The following is a 16,286-nucleotide window of genomic DNA, read 5'->3' on the forward strand; positions in this document are numbered from 1 at the left end:
CTTAAGCGCGCTCCCAGCTGTATGGGGGAAGCTAGCCCAGCCAAAGGCGTGAGGAGGGAGCTTCTGGGCCTCGTCACCTGGATCGCCCTGTACATAGTAGTCTCTGCCCTTATCCTGACGGCGCTGCCGTCCTACTTCCCGCAGCTAGCCGAACCGATCAAGGACTACTCCTCCTACATCACCATAGGGCTATCGCTGTTCTTCGGCTACATGATCGTGAGCAGTGTTGCCGGAATCCTCTACTGGTCCCTGCGCCTCCGCTACCCCCACTCCACTGCAGCAGCTGTGCGCAGCATGGTAAAGATCCTCGGTATCGGAGCCCTAGCGGCTGCTATAGCCGGCGGGGCAGCCGGCGGGGCGGCGGGAGTCGCGCTGGGCGGCTTCATAGGCATGGTGGTAGGCTTCGCTTCGCAGCAGGTGCTCGGCCAGGCGATAGCGGGCCTCTTCGTCCTCATAGCGAGGCCGATCAGAATAGGCGATAAAGTCACTGTCGCCGGGGAGACAGGAACGGTTCAAGACATCAGCACCCTCTTCACGACGATCGAGAAGGAGGACGGCACGATCGCGCTGATACCCAACAACATGCTGGTGGGCTCTAAGATCTACATTATCAGAAGGGCTTAAGCCCCCTGCAGCCGTCAGCCCGGCTGAAGCTGCGCTGCCGGTAAGCGGCTCCCCGCTTCGCTGGAGAAAAGGAGGCGGCGAACCTGCAGCTGATCTCGAGCGCTGGTACCAGCACTGCTTTTTCCCCGCTTCCTCCAGCCAGCGGCCTTCACCGCTCCCGAGCGTTTCCCTGACCGTTCTTCCCAGCTTTCAGCCCACGGGTGCTCTATGACAGCAGGTTTGGGAAACCTCTACGCGGCTTCTCGAGGGGCCTACTCTCGGAGATAGGTCTCCCGGAGAGCAGGTTCGGCGTTTCCCTCCAATGCTTTAGGTAAGTGCAGTTTGCGGTTTGCCCATCGGAAAGTATTTGTTAGGGTACCTGCACTAAACCCTGTGCGGAAAGTGAAAGTTACTGTTGACCGCGCAAAGTGCATATCCTGCGGAGCAGCTCCGTCGGTCTGCCCGGATGTGTTCGTCCTGGGAGATGATAACTCGAAGAACAGGGTTGTCGAGAAGTACACTGTCGAGTTTTCAAGCGAAGTATCCGTTGGAGTGATCCCCGAGGAGCTTTTAGAGTGCGCGAAGTTGGGCGCCAGCGCCTGCCCCGTTGAAGCGATCAAAGTCGAGGTGGTTGAGTAGTGGGCTGCGAGAAGTGCCGGTACCTCCACCCCTCCCCGGTTCACGAGCACCTGGCTTACTGCGCCAGGTGCTCCACTTTCGTTTCTTGGCCTTCGGAGAGGTGCGCTAGCATCGAACCCTGGACTCCCAGCGACCTCGCATCCGCGCTCGAGAAGGGAGCTCTCGCCTACTGCCTGGCTTGCCGGGCAACTCTCACGTCTGGAGAAGTAGAGGAGCACGCGGCGAGAGGGCACCCCATCTCGCTAGCCGTGCTGGGCGAAGAGCTTCTCGAGGAGGTTTACGCAGGCGATTAGAGTGAGGGAGGTTAGGTTCCTCCTCGGTGGGCCGCAGGGGGGCGGCGTAGAGACCGCGATGATGGTTCTCTTGAGGGCTCTTGCAGAGGCAGGCTACGGCGTGCTCGCGAGCAGAGAGTACTTCTCGAACATCGTTGGTAGGCACAGCTACGTGCTTGCCCGCGCTTGCTCGAGCGGCGCACCCCTCTCGCTGAGCTACCCAGTGCACGTGGTTGCGGCAATGGACGCTGAGACTGTGTTTACTCACGCTTTCGACTTAGCGCGGAGAGGAGTTCTGGTACTCGACAGGGATGCTTACGGGAGGAGGTTGAGCGAAATCGCGAGCATGGAGGACTACACGCGCGAGAGAATCAGGAGGAGGCTGACCGCTCTCGGGCTCGGCGAGGACCTCCCCTCCCTCCTAAGCCACCTGGTGTCGAACGCCGGCGTGAGAGTCGTCTCCTTCAGCTTCAGGGAAGTCCTCTCGAGAGCGGGCGAGAAAGCTGGGCTGAGCCCCGCGCTTCTCAGCCGCTACCTGAGCTCGGTCATCGCTGGGGCTGTAGCTAGCTTGCTCGGCCTGAGCCGGGCACATGTCGAGCGCGCGTTCAGGCAGCAGTTCAGGGGGAGGGAGGACCTCGTGAAGAGCAACCTGGCTGTGCTCGATGAGGTTTCCCGAGAGGTGGAGTCCAGCGGGGTGAAGATCGAGGTGGATAAGCCGGAGGTGAAGCCGGGAAAGTACCTGCTAGTCTCGGGTAACGACGCGGTCGCCATGGGGAAAGTGGTCGGCGGACTCAGGTTCCAGAGCTACTACCCGATCACCCCGGCAGCGGATGAGAGTGTTTTCCTGGAGAGGGTGAGCTACGCCGAGCACGCGGGACCCCTCCTCGGGCCCATTCTCGTACTGCAGACAGAGGACGAGATAGCGGCGATAGCTTCTGCGATCGGCGCAGCCCTGGCGGGCGTGAGGAGTGCTACCTCGACGAGCGGGCCTGGGTTCGACCTCATGGTGGAGGGCCTCTCGTACGCGGGCATGAACGAGGTGCCTGTTGTGATCACCTACTACCAGAGGGGTGGCCCCAGCACTGGCCAGCCGACGAGGGGTGCTCAGAGCGACTTGCTCAGCGCGGTGTTCGCGGGCCACGGCGAGTTCGCTAGAGTGGTGATTAGCTCGGGGGACCACGAGGAAGCGTTCTACGACGCGGTCGAGGCGTTCAACATCGCCGAGAAGTTCCAGGTTCCTGTAATCCACCTGCTAGACAAGTTTCTCGCGAACAGCGTCGCTCTCATCCCCCTCCCCGACGTCGAGCTGGTGAGGATCGATAGAGGTAGCTTGGTGGCCAGCCCGGGACCTGGCTACAAGAGGTTTAGCGCCGAGTCTCCCGTGTCGCCGCGGGCACCTCTGGGCAGCGCGGTGATGTGGTACACGGGTGATGAGCACGACGAGTACGGGCACATCGTCGAGGACCCTGAGAACCGTGAGAGAATGTACCGGAAGAGGATTGAGAAGATGGAGCTCGTTAGGCGGGAGCTTCCTAGAGAGCGGAAGCTCACCTACCACGGGGCTGGAAACCCAGACTTCCTGGTGGTCGGTTGGGGGAGCGTTAAGGGAGCAGCGGTGGAAGCGCTCAGGGAGCTTGATGCGAGGGGCTTTAGAGGTGGCTACCTGAACCTCAAGCTCCTCTGGCCCCTCCCCTCGGAGGAGGTGAGGGAGGTTCTCGCGAAAGCTAAGGAGGTGATCGCTGTCGAGCACAGCTACGGGGCTCTCGTGTCGAAGCTCTTGATGATGGAGGCTGGCGTGAAAGTCAGCAAAGCTGTGGTGAAGTACACGGGGAGGCCGATCACTCTCGGCGAGCTCGTCAGCGCTCTGGAGAGGATACTGGTAGGCGGGGAGGAGAGGGTGGTGCTCACCTATGGCGCGTAGCCCGCAGGAGTACAGGTCGAAGATCTGGGCTGACTGGTGCCCTGGCTGCGGCAACTACGGCATCCTCTCAGCCCTAACGCAGGCTCTAGCCGAGCTCGAGCTCGACCCGAGGACGACTGTCGTGGTCTCGGGCATCGGGTGCTCCGGCAAGATTCCTCACTTCGTTAACGTTGCGGGAGTTCACACTTTGCACGGCCGCGCGATCCCCTTCGCCACGGGAATCAAGCTCGCCAACCCTAACCTCACGGTCATCGTGCACGGAGGGGACGGGGACCTGCTCGGCATCGGTGCAGGGCACTTCGTCGCGCTAGGCAGGAGGAACCTGGACTTGACGGTGGTACTCCACGATAACAGGGTGTACGGGCTAACGAAGGGTCAAGCCTCTCCGACTCTGCCCTATGGTGTGAGGACGAAGGCTCTCGCCAGGCCTAACATCCACTTCGCCGTCAACCCTGTCGCCCTGGCTATCGCTTCCGGCTACACGTTCGTGGCGAGGAGCTACGCTCTCGACGTGAAGCACTTGAAAGAGATTTTGAAGCGCGCGGTCCGCTTCAGGGGGGCAGCCTTCGTCGACGTGCTGCAGCCCTGCCCCACCTTCAACGATGTCCACACTCCAGAGTACTACAGGCGGATCACCTACTACCTGGACGAGCGGGGCTGGGACCCGCTCGTCAGAGACCCCGAGGAGGCGGAAGAGAAGGTTCAGCGCGCGTTCAGGCTTGCTCTCGAGGAGGAGAAGCTAGCTCTCGGAGTCTTCTACGAGAACCCCCACGTGCCCACCTTCGAGGAAAGAGTATCCTCAGCGGTCCCGGCGTACCGGCATGCTACGCCGGCAAGCTCCCCCGTGGAGCGCGAGGGGAGAACTGTAGTCTCCCGCGAGGCTTTTCTCCAGCTTTTCAAGGACTACGTCGTGGAAGTCGAGTAGCGTTGGAGCGGCGACCGCGCCCCGGGCTGGTTAAGGTTTTTTAACTGCGAGGCGCCTTGAGCTCACCGTGACCAAGGTTAAGATCAGCGTTATAGGCGCCGGCTCCGTCGCCTGGAGCTCGAAGCTCATCCACGACCTTCTCCACACGCCCGAGCTCTACGGGAGCAAAGTGTACCTGATGGACATCAACGAGGAGAGGTTGAGGCTGACTAAAGCCCTAGCGGACAGCTACATGGCGGAGGTGGGCGGCCGCTACGACTTCATCGCCACGATGGATAGGAGGGAGGCGATCAGAGATGCCGACTTCGTGATTAACACGGCGATGTACGGTGGCCACCTGTACTACGAGAAGATGAGGAGAATCTCGGAGAAGCACGGCTACTACCGCGGCGTGAACAGCACCGAGTGGAACATGGTCTCGGACTACCACACGATCTGGGGCTACTACCAGTGGCGGCTCGCCATGGATATCGCGAGGGATGTTGAAGAGCTCGCGCCCGACGCCTGGCTTATCCAGATGGCCAACCCCGTCTTCGAGCTCACCACCCTCCTCTCCAGGGAGACGAAGCTGAAGGTTATCGGGCTGTGCCACGGCCACCTCGGCTACAAGGAGATTGCGAGCGCGCTCGGCCTCAACCCTGCGGAGGTCGAGTTCGAGGCGATCGGTTTCAACCACGTGATCTGGCTCACGAAGTTCAAGTACCAGGGGGAAGACGCGTACCCTCTAATCGACCGCTGGATCGAGGAAGAGTCCGCGAAGTACTGGGAGAGGTGGAGGCGGGAGCAGTCCAACCCCTTCGACATTCAGATGTCGCCCGCCGCGGTGGACATGTACAGGAGCTACGGGCTCTTCCCAGTCGGCGACACGGTGCGGGGAGGAACTTGGAAGTATCACTGGAACCTTGAGACGAAGCAGCGCTGGTACGGCCCGACCGGGGGGCCTGACAGCGAGATCGGCTGGGAGATCTACCTGACCCACGGGGAAGCGTGGCTGGAGGAGATCGCGGAGATCGTAAGGGCTGGAAAGCCGCTCGCACCTCTCTTCCCCAAGGGCAGGACGGACGAGAGCGTTGTCCCGCTCATGCGCTCGATAGCGGCTGACGAGCCCGCAGTGTACCAGGTGAACGTGCTGAACAAGGGAGCGGTCGAGGGGTTGCCGCACGACATAGCGGTGGAGATCCCGGCGGAGGTGGGGAAGGATGTCAGAAGGCCCGCGGGCCTCAAGCTCCCGGGCAGGATCCTCAAGCTGGTGCTCTGGCCTAGGATGCTTAGGGCCGAGATGGCGCTCGAGGCTTTCCTCGAGGGAGGCAGGCAGGTGCTCATCGACTGGCTCATGCTCGACCCGCGGACGAAGAGCGAGAAGCAGGCGGAAGAAGCCTGGGAGGAGATCTTGAAAATGCCCGAGAACAGGGAGATGGCTGACCACTACAGAGGGTGAGATCCACCCTCCGGGTCTCGGCGCATTTTCCCGTGGCTCCCGGCCGGCGAAGACGGGCGCAGCTCGAGCGAGCGCCGACTCTAGTAGTCCTGCGCTGGGAGAGCTCCGGAGAAGAGCTGCCCGCTCGGCGCCTCGATAAATCTCTGAGGTGGTGATGTTTAGAAATAAAAATTAAAGCGTGCTAGTGCTATTTTTATCAGTAATGGGATGATTAGAGGGGTAGCGCCGCTCGCCGCCTCACTCCTAGTTCTGGCGATCACAGTGGCTGCTGTTCTCATCACGTACCTGTGGGTGAGCAGCTACGCGAGCTCCCAGCGGCAGCCGGAGCCTCCCCAGATCAGGGAGCTCGCAAAGATAGAGAGTGTTGAGTACGATGGGTCGAAGCTGAAAGTTACGCTGCGCAACATAGGCTCTGCGAAGCTCACCATTGATGCTCTCTACGTCATCAAGCCTGGGGGAGTAGCTGTCTTCGCGGAGAGAGGTTTAGCTCTCGAGGTTGAGCCCGGCGCCTCCACAGCTCTCGAGGTAGAGGTCCAGCTGGCCGCTGAAACCTACGTAGTGAAGCTCGTGACCACTACGGGTGTTGAAGTGACCGCTCTACTCTCCAGAGTTCTAGCGCGGCAGCCCAGCCAGCCTCAGGAGCCTGGCCAGGAGCCCGCAAACCCCGTTTTCTCTATTACCGATTGGAGTAGAGAGATCGTGGGCGCTGTAGCCTCGACCCGCTTATTCAACGTGTCTATCGCGAACGGGGGCAGGGGTGCCGGCACAGCAGCTGTGAAAATCTACGATCATAGAGGCTCGCCTGCCGCTGAGGTGAAAGTGAATCTTCAACCTGGTGAGATGCGCAACCTGTCTCTCGAGATCAGCTTGCCAAGCGCAAGGGGCGTATACTCGTGGACTGTGAAAGCCGAGAACATCGCGACAGGCAGGGTTGACGATGAGGAAAGTTTCCGCGTCGAAGCCAGGGACCTGTACCTTAAAAGCCGCAGCGCTCTCTACTTCACCGCTTTCGAGAAAATCACGAAGGACTGGCACCAGGAGGGTGGCAGCTGGAGTATAGATAACGGTAGCGGCCGCAGCGCGCTCCTAGGGAAGGATAATGATAAAGGGCCAGGTGGGGCCTCCTTCTTGTACCGCGAGCTGCCACCTGTAAGCTTTTTAGAGGCAGGCGTCCAGATACTGAGGGACTCGCCTCCCCCCACTCGGTACGGGCTAGCTCTTATGAGTGCCACTCCTTCATCTTCCTCGTATACATTCTACGCAGTCTGCGTCGACTATAAGGGGGGAGATAAAGGGTTCAGAATCGACTACTACGATGGGTCAATCTGGAAAACTGTCAACAGCACATCTTTTAACCCTGCTAAAGAGTGGTACACTCTGCTCGTGAAGTGGGGGCCAGCGGGCATAGAGGCCTACATATACGCTTCCGACGGCAGCCTGAAGGCTTCCCTGAAGCACAGTCCTAGCGGCTTCAACCCGAACCACGTTGCGCTAATCGTGGATGATGGTGAAGCCTACTTCGACAACTTCGTTCTGGCGACAGGAGGCGCGGGAAGCGTGAAGGTAGATGGCCTGCAGCAGGGCTGGCGCGTAGAGCTCTACTCCGGTGACAGGCTGGTGGCTAGCGGTACCGCTGAGGGCAGCCGGGCTATGCTCGACGTGGTTACCGACCTGGTGGTGCTGAACGCTAAGATAGTTGTGAAGGATTCTGCTGGAAGAGAAGTTATCAGCAGAAACCTGGACACTGTCGTCGGGGGAGACGAGTACTCCTACAGCGTGTAGCTCGCTTTTCTTCACGCTCCCACCGCCTCCCAGGCGCCGGCAGTTTCCCCACCTACGGGTTGCCGAGCAGCGAGAAAGCATTTCCGAGGAGTTTACCGCCTGCTCAACGCGAGACATGTTTAAAGCTGTTTTTCAGCTTCCTTTAAAGCGCTCGAAAGCTCGCCGTAGACTTCTTTCGCGAAGACTTGGATCAGCCTCTCGTAGAGCTTCTCGTCAACGCCGATCGCTCTCTTCCGCACGACTTCTCTCACGATGCTGTACGAGTAGAGCATGATGCTCAGGTTCCAGTAAAGGGCTTTAACTACTGCAACAGCTTCAGCTGTATTCGAGGAGAGGCCGGCGAGCTCTCTAGCGAAAGCTCCCATCGTCTCTACCATAAGCTGTTCCTTCACACCGCTTTTCACGTGAGCGAGGCCGATCTTCGCAACTAAGATCGCGTGCCTATCGCCGTAGTCACCGCCGAAAACTGCAGCGAGCCAGTACTTAAACAGCTCTGCAGCTCTCTCCAAGGTTAAGCCGGACCTCTGAACGCACTCCCGGCCCTCAGGATCAGCTAGCAGCGAGCTCGCAGCAGCGCTAACGATAGCGTCTGCAGAGGCCGCGACGCGGCCAGCCATCGCCCGGAGCGCTTGCACATCGTCTGGAGTTATGTTGAGGAAGCTTCTGCACCGCTTACCCATCTCCACTATACGCGCAGCAAACTCGCTGTTCTCGCTCACGGAGCAGGTATTCAGCGCTCTACCTATAACGTTAATCAATGCTGCTGTCCAAGCAGCGAATCTGTTTCGCCCTCGACAGCACCGTCAAGCTGGCGAGCCCCGCCGGACGGCATTTCTTAAACCGCTTCGCCACGCAGTGCACCCTCATCGACAACGCTTAGAGCAGCTCACTGAGCCTAGACCCGCAAGCCTGAGGCAACGCTCTTCCTTGAGTAGCTCGCCTGCAGCTTCCCACCGCTTAGGCTCCTGGGGTTCGGGCTCTACCGAGCTCCATGGCTGCTCGCGGCGGTTCCGGGCATGGGCCGCGAAAGCAGTTGTAAGCCGTTTGGGTTAAGGTATTTAAGCACCATCGTGCGCGTCTAAGACGGTGGTGGTGTGGCTCGGGTCGAGGTGAAGAATCTTCTAAAGCGGTTTGGAAAAGTGGTTGCTGTAGACAGGGTTTCGTTCGAGGTGAAGGACGGCGAGTTCATGGTCTTGCTGGGACCCAGCGGCTGCGGTAAGACCACTACGCTCCGCTTGATCGCCGGCCTGGAGACGCCTGACGACGGTGAGATCTACATCGGCGACCGTCTGGTGAACGACTTGCCCCCCAAGGACAGGGACATCGCGATGGTCTTCCAGAACTACGCTCTCTACCCCCACATGAAGGTTTACGACAACATCGCGTTCCCGCTGAAGATCCGGAAGCTCCCAAAGGAGGAGATCGACAAGAGGGTTAGGGAGGTCGCGAAACTCCTGAGAATCGAGGAGCTCCTCGACAGGTACCCGAGGCAGCTGAGCGGTGGGCAGCAGCAGAGAGTAGCGCTTGGAAGAGCTCTCGTGAGGAAGCCCCAAGTCTTCCTGATGGATGAGCCGCTCAGCAACCTCGACGCGAAGCTGAGAGTCTACATGAGGGCTGAGCTGAAGAGGCTGCAGAGAGAGCTCGGCATCACCACGATCTACGTCACCCACGACCAGGCGGAAGCCATGACGATGGCGGACCGCGTCGCGGTGATGAACGAGGGTAAGGTGATGCAGCTCGCCTCCCCCCACGAGCTTTACTACAAGCCCGCCAACACCTTCGTAGCAGGCTTCATCGGAGCCCCAGCGATGAACTTCATTGACGCGAGCGTGGATGTCAGGGATGGTGAAGCTTTCCTGGATACAGGAGTCTTCAGGATAAAGCTGCCTAGAAGCATGTCCGAGGTTCTGCTCAAAGCCGGCCCGCCGAGCGAGGTAATCTTCGGCATCAGACCTGAGCACATTACCGTCTCGAAGGAGCCGATCCCCGGGGGCTTCAAGGTAGAGGTGTTCGTCACAGAGCCGCTCGGCTCGGAGACAATAATCGACTTCCGGCACATGGACCAGCTCGTCAAGGCGAAGTACCCCGGCCCCTTCGAGGCAATGCCAGGCGATACGATCTACGTAGCGTTCCAGCTCGAAATGGCGCACATCTTCGACAAGAAGACCGGGAAAGTTATCGCTTAACCGCAATCCAATTCTCAAAGTTTTTCTTCAGAAGCGAAGCAGGTCCAGCTTTTAGCAGAGTCCATCACCTTCTGTCCTGGAAACGTATTTAAATGACCTTTATAAGGTTTTCCAAATTGGTTAATATATAGTGTTATGTAGTTCATCTACGGACATAACATGTCCACCACGAGGAGAGATTTCCTCAAGCTGGCTGCAGTAGGGGCAGGAGCGCTTGTCTTAGGGCTTGCTGGAGGTTACCAGTGGGGCGCTTCTACAGCTGCGCCTCCTGCTAAACCGCCCGTAACGTACTCCCTATCTGTGCTTGGGCGGGACGCAGAGCACCAGGATATCAACACTGCGGTTATCGACTTCTTCACTCGCGAGAACCCGAACTTCAAGGTGGAGTACTCCCCGCTAGCATACAGCCCCCTCTACGACAAGATCGTGCTAGCGCTAAAGGAAGGTAGCAGCGCTTACGACTTAGTGTACATGGACGACCCGTGGCTTCCCCAGTTCGGCGAGATGGGTTGGCTGACAGACCTCGAGGCTCTAGCGAGAGACGCGGGGGTCAAGCTGGACTTGGGAGACTTCCCGGATGTTCTCGTCGAGGTGGGCAGGCACCCCTACAAGACTGGGAAGCTGATCGCGATGCCTCAGCTGGGTAACGTGCAGATCTTCGCGTACCGCAAGGACGTGTTTGACAAGCTAGGTCTTTCCGAGCCCGCAACGTGGACGGACGTGCTTAACGCCTGCAAGAAGATCAAGGACTCGGGGCTCGTCGAGCACCCGATCGCGTTTAGAGGCGCGAAAGGCAACCCCGTGGCGACCGCGTTCCAGCCGATTCTCTACGCTTTCGGCGGGAAAATCGTTTCCGACGACTTGAAGAAGAGCGCGCTCGACTCTAAAGCAGTCGAGGCTATCGAGTTCTTCTTGGAGCTGAAGAAGTACGCCCCTCCGGGTGTGGAGAACTTCGGCACCCCCGATGTCCGGGACAGGCTGATCGGCGGCAGGATCGCTATGAGCACTGAGGTCTGGCCCGGCTGGATCAAGGACGCGGACAACCCGGCGGTCAGCAAAGTCCCCGGCCTCCTAGCCTACACCACCACTCCTGGTGAGCGGACTAAGCCTTCACCGCTGCTCGGCGTCTGGTACTGGGGCATCCCGGCAGGTTCCCAGAACAAGGAGGCCGCTCTCCAGTACATCCTCTACACGACTAGCGCGAGGATGCAGAAGCTCATGGCTATCGTGAAGGGGCTGCCGCCCGTCCGGTCGAGCGTGGGGGAGGATAAGGAGGTTGTCGGGCTGCGGAGGTGGATTGCCGTCCAGGTTAAAAGCCTCAAGGTTGCGGTGCCACGGCCTAGGACGCCCCTCTGGTCCAAGGTAGAGGATATCTTCGGCAGCTACCTTAACCAGGTTCTCGCAGGTACTATAAAGCCTGCGGACGCAGTGGCGAAGATGTCCGACGAGATCGATAAAGTCCTGGCGGGAGGATAGGGAAGGGCGGTAGCGGGTATGAAAAAAGTTTCTTTTTTACTCCTCTTGCCAGCGCTCACGATGCTTCTTTTTGTAACAGTTTACCCAATCCTGAGCACTTTTTACTACTCGCTTCATCGCTACAACCTGCTAACAGGCGAGTTTAAGTTCACGGGCCTCCAAGAGTACATAGAGCTCCTGAACGACGAGGTCTTCAGGATCAGCATCTTTAACACTCTGGTGTTCTCTTTGACGGCAACGCTCACTCAAACGTTTCTCGGACTCGCGATAGCAGTTCTCGTGAACCAGGAGATCGCCGGGAAGCGGTGGATCATTCCTCTCATCGTCTTGCCGAACATGTTCTCCGTCGTCGTGGTCAGCTCCATGTGGAAGCTAATGCTCGACTACGATACTGGCCTCGTCAACTACATCCTAAGAGCGCTAGGGCTACCGCCCCAAGCTTGGCTGACCAGCCTGAGCCTCGCTCTCCCGAGCATTGTTCTCATCGACACGTGGCAGTGGACCCCCATCTGCTTCCTCATCTTCCTCGCCGGGCTGCAGTCCATACCCAAGGAGCTCTACGAGGCTGCGGTCGTGGACGGTGCCTCTCCTCTGAGGACTTTCCGGAGCATCACGCTCCCGCTTCTCAAGCCTTACATCGCTCTAGTCCTACTGCTGAGGAGCATTGACACGTTCCGGCTCTTCGACAAAGTCTACCTCCTTACGGGTGGCGGGCCGGCTCACGCCACGGAGACAATCTCTCTCTACATCTTCAAGGCGGGGCTCGTATTCTGGGAGATAGGGAAGGCCTCGGCAGCCTCTTTCACAATGCTGCTCATAATACTCGCCGTTAGTGCCTTGTACGTGAAGAGGGTGATTTTCCAGTGAGGACTTGGGAGAGAATCCTCCTCTACGCAGCCATCGGGATAGTGCTAGCCTGGACTCTGATCCCCATCTACTGGACTGTCAACGTCTCCCTCAAGACAGGCTTAGAAGTCTACGAAGTCTTCTCGGCAAGCTTCAAGCTCGATAACTACATCAAGCTGCTCAACGAAGGCTTCCTAAGATACCTCTGGAACACGATATACCTTGCCTCCCTCACCACGGCTCTTTCCCTTCTCCTCGCGGTCCCAGCCTCCTACAGCCTCTCGAAGCTCCCGATGAGCGAGCAGCTCCGGATGGGCTTCCTCGCGTGGACGCTCTTCTCGAGAACTATCCCTCCCATAGTCCTGATAATCCCCATCTACACCATGTACGCCCAGCTGAAGCTTCTAGACAGCTTAAACTCGGTAGCTATCGCCTACCAGGTCTACACGCTCCCCTTCTCGATCTGGATGATGCTCGGCTTCTTCAGGGCCACCCCCCGGGAAGTGGAGGAAGCTGCGAAAGTCGACGGCGCCGGCCCGCTCACCATCATGGCCAGGATCCTACTACCCATAGTCGCCCCCGGGATAGTGGCCACCGCTATCTTCTGCTTGCTCATGTCGTGGAACGAGTTCCTCTACGCAGTGATCCTCCTGCACAGCCCGAGGAACTACGTGGTCCCCCTCGTGATCGCGGGCTACATTTCGGAGTGGGGAGTCAAGTGGGGTGAGATGGCCGCCGCAGGCATAGTTTCATCGCTCCCCATGCTGCTCTTCACAGGCTACGTCCAGCGCCACCTCATCCTCGGCTTCATGCGCCGCTAGCAAAACCGTTGCTTTTCTCCTCCTGCTCTAAGGCGGCTAGCGCGGGGTCCAGAAGCTGAAATCCTGCCGAAGCCTCGAGCAGCAGCGGCAAAGCACAGCCGTGGGGCTTGCGCGGCGAGAGCCCTGCTGCTACCGCGTAATACCCAGCTCCGAGAGCTCGCGGGATACGCGGTGCACTACCTCGACCCACTCCCCGCGGGGGGCGGCTGTCTTCTTGTCGTAAAGCTCCCAGAACGGCTTGCCGGGGCTCGGGCTCTGCAGCTTGCTCTCGTAGCGCTTGTAGAGCTCCCATGCCACGTCGCACGCCGACTCCACGCTTAGACCCGCGGAGGCTACAGCCTTGCCCACCTCAGCCATGAACTGGGCTTCTAGACCCCCGCCGTTCGGCGCGGTCCCGTTGGCGGGGACGGGGCCGAGCAGGTGGAGGCCGGCTGCCACTACCGCTATAGTGTTCGCAGCGATCTCGTAGAGGTACTCGGCTGTGCCGAGGCCGCAAGCAGGCCACACGTCCGCGACTAGCGGCAGCTTAAGGTGCTCGTTCGCTAAGCCGACCGCGACCTGCACCCACATGCACTCGGCTGAAGATGTTGCCTTCTTGACGATGTGCGTCGGGTGCACCAGCACGTAGCCAGCCCTGTAGGCGGCCAGGGACAGGATGATCTCGGCGACTGAGACGATCGCGGAGCCGGCAGGCCCCCTGGCGAAGCCTCCGACAACCGGGTCTACGAGCGCCGCGCCGATCACCCCCTTCTCGAGCCCAACCTGCGCTTTCGCCAGCTGGCTGTAGTCTGTTTTCAGCTCGTTGAGCACGGGCAGAAGCTGCGCGTCACCCTCCACCAGGAGCCCCAGCGACATCGCTGCCAGGCTGCCCACGCTCGAGACGCTGCTCTCCCCAGCTAGCAGGTGCATGCCGGGCCTACCCGCGTCGGCTAGAGCCCTCCTCAGGTAGGCGAGCTCCCGGATGCCCGCGGCCGCCTCGCTGGCCGCGCCAGCCCTCACCGCGACTCCGGAAACCTCCTGCAGGCTGCCGTGGTCCAGGGCGTCTACGAGCGGCTGCTGCGCGTACGACAGGGCGGTGGCGTAGAAGTACTCCTCCGGAACGGGGGTCCCGGCGAGCCCGCCGAAGACGAAAGGCCTCCTCCGGTCCCCGGGCAGGCGCGCCCACAGCGTCCTCGAGTCGAGGCCCCTCCCCAAGGTGAGCTCGCGCCGAGCGCTCTCCAGAGCTTCCCGAAGCTCCTCCTCGGCGAACTTTGCTACCCTGCTCTCCTCGAGGACGTACAGCCCCGTCTCCAGCGCGAGCGCGAACCCCGCCTCGTAGACCGCCTTCCCGACGCCCCTGTCGAGGGGGAAGGGGTGTGCCGCGTCGTAAGCTACGCCGTACTCTTTCTCGAGCTCGGCAACGCGCTTGGAGACGTGCTCGAGGTCGAACTTCCTCTGCTCCACGTACACTCCTCTGCGGGCACGCTCCTCGACGAGCAGCGGGGTAAGCATACCGGCCCAACCACCGCTACGCGCTCATATCTTGTGCGCTAGGTGCGAGACACAAGCTTCCGGCACTTCTCCACAGCTTCCACGGCGTCCTTCGCGTACGCGTCAGCCCCCACTTCTCTAGCGAACTCCTCGGTGACCGGCGCCCCGCCTACTATCACTCTCACTCGGTCCCTCAGGCCAGCCGACTTGAGAGCGTCGATCACGTTCCTCATCTCGATCATTGTCGTCGTGAGCAGAGCGCTCATTCCGACGATGTCTGGCTCGTACCTCTCCACCGCTTCCACGAACTTCTCAGGAGGTACGTCCACGCCGAGGTCGATCACCTCGAAACCATCCACCCGCAGCATAGTCGCCACGAGGTTCTTCCCCAGGTCGTGGATATCCCCTTTCACAGTGCCGATGACCACGCGCCCCCTCCTCGCCTGCGCGGCCCCCCTCTCGAGGAGAGGCTGCAGGAGGCTCACAGCTCTAGTGAAGATGTCCGCCGAGATCATGAGCTCCGGGAGGAAGTACTCCCCCCTCTCGAACTTCTCGCCAACCTCCCGCATGCCCGGCGTCAAGCCCCCCTCGATGACCTCCAGAGCGCTGCACCCGGCTTCTAAAGCCTCCCTCACGAGCTCCAGGACAGCGCCCTCCTCTAGCGCCGAGAGAGCGGCTCTAACCTTAGCCAGAGCCTCCGGGCAGCCCACAAGCCCCTAACAGCGCTCCCCCGATATTCTTTTCCCCGGCGCGGCTCCGGGAGCCGCTGGCCTCCCGCCGGGTCACCGGAGAAGAAAAAAGCTTCGCTTACGGCTAGTCTTCCGGCTCGTCAGCCACGTACCGCTTCACGAGAGCCAGGTAAGAAGCGAGGATGAACACCGCCATAGACGCAGCGAGGAAAGCGAGGATGACGCCGACCAGGGGGACGGGGATCTCCAGGTACAGGTTGGCGAAAGCTCTCGCCGGGAGAGCCTCGTAGCCGGCGTAGACGAGGTTCGGGTACTTGACACCGCTGTTGAGAGTTTCGCCCGCCAGCGCGGTCAGGACCGCCAGCGCTGCGAGAGGCTTCACGCTGGGCGCCGAGCCCCGGTTCAACCTCCTCAGAGCCCTCAACGAGAGCGCAGCCAGAGCAGCTACAGCCGCCACCTTCGCGGCTAGCAGCGGGTTGAAGGTAACGACCTCGAAGAACAGCGGAGAGTACTGGGAGAGGCCTAGCCAGTAGGCTGGGCCGAGAGCGAGCTGCGCGAAGAGAGGGTAGGCTCCGAGCTTCAGCGCGAAGCTCAAGCCTCTCGCGTCCCTTCCCAGCTCGGCTACCCAAGCGGAGGCGAAGCCCCCCACCGAGATCACCGCAGCGACCGTGTGGAGGTAGAGGAGCCAAAAGAGAGGGTTCCCGTAGGCTAGGAGGCCCGGGTGGCCGCCTCCCTGAAGGTAGTGGCCGATAGCTAGGGGGTAGTGCATTTCCGCGAACACTGCTCTGAAGCCGAAGGGGATGCCGAACCCGGAGAGCGCCATCACCCACATGATCAAGGCGTGCGCGCGCGGGCTGATCCTCCCCCACGTGTACCAGGAGGCAGCTATAGCGGGGATCCTCACCATGATCGAAGAGACCGCTACGGCAAGGGGGATGAAGAGAGTGTTCGTCGCGAGCGTGAGGAGGGGCGTGAAGAAGCCTGCCAGGAAGACGGTGATCACTGTGCCCCAGACACCGCTGTAGAGCTCAGTGACGAGGAGCAGCTTGAGGAACCTGCGCGAAGCGAGCTCGAGCTCCCGGTCGCCCCTCTTGTAGGCGAGCCAGCGGGTCCACGCTGCCGCAAGCCCGGTGCCGAGCGTGATCGAGACGAAAGCTATGTGGATCAGGAGGGCGAGGCCGAGCCCCGCGAACCCGAGGAAGACCGTGTCCACGGCTC

Annotated in this window: 15 protein-coding genes; 11 read left to right on the forward strand and 4 right to left on the reverse strand. The window is 60.4% G+C overall.

Translation table 11 applies throughout. The features are described 5' to 3' along the window. The first annotated feature begins 21 nt into the window (after window positions 1-21). The 7 genes from QXU72_08255 to QXU72_08285 all read left to right on the forward strand — a co-directional run bounded on the left by QXU72_08255 (window position 22) and on the right by QXU72_08285 (window position 7,580). Window positions 22-624: a mechanosensitive ion channel gene (locus tag QXU72_08255; GenBank protein MEM0495235.1), complete on the forward strand. Its 603-nt coding sequence runs from the start codon at window positions 22-24 to the stop codon at window positions 622-624. Between the two features lie 372 nt (window positions 625-996). Next, window positions 997-1,242 (forward strand): ferredoxin, encoded by a 246-nt coding sequence (locus QXU72_08260; GenBank protein MEM0495236.1) that lies wholly within the window; start codon window positions 997-999, stop codon window positions 1,240-1,242. Continuing rightward, complete coding sequence (locus QXU72_08265; GenBank protein MEM0495237.1) at window positions 1,242-1,535, forward strand: hypothetical protein; 294 nt, start codon at window positions 1,242-1,244, stop codon at window positions 1,533-1,535. The genes QXU72_08260 and QXU72_08265 overlap by 1 nt, the downstream gene beginning before the upstream one ends. Window position 1,536: 1 nt before the next feature. Further along, a complete protein-coding gene (locus QXU72_08270; protein ID MEM0495238.1) occupies window positions 1,537-3,435 on the forward strand; it encodes a 2-oxoacid:ferredoxin oxidoreductase subunit alpha in 1,899 nt (632 codons plus the stop codon). Next, on the forward strand, window positions 3,425-4,360 hold the full coding sequence (locus QXU72_08275) for a 2-oxoacid:ferredoxin oxidoreductase subunit beta (protein ID MEM0495239.1): 936 nt from the start codon (window positions 3,425-3,427) through the stop codon (window positions 4,358-4,360). The genes QXU72_08270 and QXU72_08275 overlap by 11 nt, the downstream gene beginning before the upstream one ends. A 67-nt stretch (window positions 4,361-4,427) precedes the next feature. Next, complete coding sequence (locus tag QXU72_08280; protein MEM0495240.1) at window positions 4,428-5,798, forward strand: alpha-glucosidase/alpha-galactosidase; 1,371 nt, start codon at window positions 4,428-4,430, stop codon at window positions 5,796-5,798. Window positions 5,799-6,005: 207 nt separating this feature from the next. After that, a complete protein-coding gene (locus QXU72_08285; GenBank protein ID MEM0495241.1) occupies window positions 6,006-7,580 on the forward strand; it encodes a hypothetical protein in 1,575 nt (524 codons plus the stop codon). 119 nt (window positions 7,581-7,699) lie between these two features. Here QXU72_08285 and QXU72_08290 read toward each other — a convergent pair whose 3' ends face one another. Further along, window positions 7,700-8,299 (reverse strand): protoglobin domain-containing protein, encoded by a 600-nt coding sequence (locus QXU72_08290; GenBank protein MEM0495242.1) that lies wholly within the window; start codon window positions 8,297-8,299, stop codon window positions 7,700-7,702. A 375-nt stretch (window positions 8,300-8,674) separates the two neighbouring features. Here QXU72_08290 and QXU72_08295 point away from each other — a divergent pair, with 375 nt between their 5' ends. The 4 genes from QXU72_08295 to QXU72_08310 all read left to right on the forward strand — a co-directional run bounded on the left by QXU72_08295 (window position 8,675) and on the right by QXU72_08310 (window position 12,909). After that, window positions 8,675-9,766 (forward strand): ABC transporter ATP-binding protein, encoded by a 1,092-nt coding sequence (locus tag QXU72_08295; protein MEM0495243.1) that lies wholly within the window; start codon window positions 8,675-8,677, stop codon window positions 9,764-9,766. A gap of 159 nt (window positions 9,767-9,925) precedes the next feature. After that, entirely contained in the window at window positions 9,926-11,242 is a 1,317-nt protein-coding gene (locus QXU72_08300) for an extracellular solute-binding protein (GenBank protein ID MEM0495244.1), read from the forward strand. Window positions 11,243-11,302: 60 nt separating this feature from the next. After that, window positions 11,303-12,109 (forward strand): sugar ABC transporter permease, encoded by an 807-nt coding sequence (locus tag QXU72_08305; protein ID MEM0495245.1) that lies wholly within the window; start codon window positions 11,303-11,305, stop codon window positions 12,107-12,109. Then, window positions 12,106-12,909: a carbohydrate ABC transporter permease gene (locus QXU72_08310; GenBank protein ID MEM0495246.1), complete on the forward strand. Its 804-nt coding sequence runs from the start codon at window positions 12,106-12,108 to the stop codon at window positions 12,907-12,909. The genes QXU72_08305 and QXU72_08310 overlap by 4 nt, the downstream gene beginning before the upstream one ends. 129 nt (window positions 12,910-13,038) lie before the next feature. Here the strand turns inward: QXU72_08310 and QXU72_08315 are convergent, their stop codons facing one another. From QXU72_08315 to QXU72_08325, 3 genes are all read right to left on the reverse strand, one after another. Then, window positions 13,039-14,400, reverse strand: a complete 1,362-nt coding sequence (locus QXU72_08315; GenBank protein MEM0495247.1) for a monomethylamine:corrinoid methyltransferase — start codon at window positions 14,398-14,400, stop codon at window positions 13,039-13,041. A 38-nt stretch (window positions 14,401-14,438) separates the two neighbouring features. Continuing rightward, on the reverse strand, window positions 14,439-15,089 hold the full coding sequence (locus QXU72_08320; GenBank protein MEM0495248.1) for a corrinoid protein: 651 nt from the start codon (window positions 15,087-15,089) through the stop codon (window positions 14,439-14,441). A 103-nt stretch (window positions 15,090-15,192) separates the two neighbouring features. Then, window positions 15,193-16,281, reverse strand: coding sequence for a cytochrome ubiquinol oxidase subunit I (locus QXU72_08325; GenBank protein ID MEM0495249.1), 1,089 nt, complete (start codon window positions 16,279-16,281; stop codon window positions 15,193-15,195). Between the last annotated feature and the right edge of the window lie 5 nt (window positions 16,282-16,286).

The organism is Thermofilum sp., from assembly GCA_038741495.1.
Classification (GTDB): Archaea; Thermoproteota; Thermoprotei; order Thermofilales; family Thermofilaceae; genus Thermofilum.

What these genes read in the sequence shown, in the direction of transcription:
- QXU72_08255 (MEM0495235.1), top strand. Translation starts at nt 22, where the DNA reads ATGGGGGAAGCTAGCCCAGCCAAAGGCGTGAGGAGGGAGCTTCTGGGC.
- QXU72_08275 (MEM0495239.1), top strand. Translation starts at nt 3,425, where the DNA reads ATGGCGCGTAGCCCGCAGGAGTACAGGTCGAAGATCTGGGCTGACTGG.
- QXU72_08285 (MEM0495241.1), top strand. Translation starts at nt 6,006, where the DNA reads ATGATTAGAGGGGTAGCGCCGCTCGCCGCCTCACTCCTAGTTCTGGCG.
- QXU72_08300 (MEM0495244.1), top strand. Translation starts at nt 9,926, where the DNA reads ATGTCCACCACGAGGAGAGATTTCCTCAAGCTGGCTGCAGTAGGGGCA.
- QXU72_08305 (MEM0495245.1), top strand. Translation starts at nt 11,303, where the DNA reads ATGCTTCTTTTTGTAACAGTTTACCCAATCCTGAGCACTTTTTACTAC.
- QXU72_08315 (MEM0495247.1), bottom strand. Translation starts at nt 14,400, where the DNA reads ATGCTTACCCCGCTGCTCGTCGAGGAGCGTGCCCGCAGAGGAGTGTAC.